This window comes from Photobacterium sanguinicancri (assembly GCF_002265265.1).
GTDB lineage: Bacteria > Pseudomonadota > Gammaproteobacteria > Enterobacterales > Vibrionaceae > Photobacterium > Photobacterium sanguinicancri.
On sequence record NZ_NOIF01000397.1, the window covers coordinates 1 to 874 of the forward strand.

An 874-nucleotide genomic window follows, 5' to 3' on the forward strand; every position below is an offset into this window, starting at 1 on the left:
GGTTTAATCAGTAGACCTCTATTTGTTTGATAAAAACATAATTTATCTTACCCTACATTGCGCTTATTCAGCATAAATCATTTTCTTTGTCATACCGCCGTCGATAGTAAAATTCTCACCAGTAATAAAACTTGCTTTGCTGCTTAATAGGAACTCAGCCATGTTTGCGATGTCGATGACATGACCAACTTGGCCGGTTAGGTGTTGCTTATGATCAATAGGGCGCAGTACTTCGTCTTCATTGGTATGTATCCACCCTGGAGATATGCAGTTCACACGTACATGTGGCCCTAAACTGACCGCCAAGGCTTTCGTTAATGCGACCAAGCCGCCTTTAGACGCAGAGTATGCTTCTGTATTTGCTTCTGCTTGCACTGCTCGGGTAGAGGCGATGTTCACAACTGCACCTTGAGTTAGGTTAAGTAGCGGTAGAGCAGATTGGGTCATCATCAAAGGGGCTGTCAGGTTTATTTCAATCGTACGTTTCCAATCGTGCAAATTAAGATCAGCTAATGGCGCATTATAGGGATTAGAAATTGCCGCATTATTCACTAAGCCATCCAACCGTCCATATTGACTCTGAATTTCATCAATAACACATTGGATCTCAGCCTGATTAGTCACATCTGCTTGACGAAAACGGATGAGTGGATTATTCGCCACTAACTTAAATCCTGACTCTTCATCAATATCCAAGGCAAAAACGACGGCATCGTGTTTGCTTAGTAAATCACAGATAGCTTTCCCTATACCTCTTGCACCGCCAGTGACCAAAAACACCTTATTTATCATTTTTATTCCTTTACTACGCTGATTAAGCAATCGTTTTCATCCATAACGGCCAAGTGACAAAATTCTTAACACTTATTTAATT

At 41.2% G+C, this 874-nt stretch carries 1 protein-coding gene; it reads right to left on the reverse strand.

Features of this window, described 5'->3' with window-relative positions; genetic code table 11:
• Positions 1-63 precede the first annotated feature (63 nt).
• Positions 64-792, reverse strand: coding sequence for an SDR family oxidoreductase (locus ASV53_RS24260; protein WP_094959016.1), 729 nt, complete (start codon positions 790-792; stop codon positions 64-66).
• Positions 793-874 lie beyond the last annotated feature (82 nt).

Bases quoted from the DNA above. Each gene is read 5' to 3' on its own strand.
- ASV53_RS24260 (WP_094959016.1), bottom strand. From the start codon at position 792: ATGATAAATAAGGTGTTTTTGGTCACTGGCGGTGCAAGAGGTATAGGG.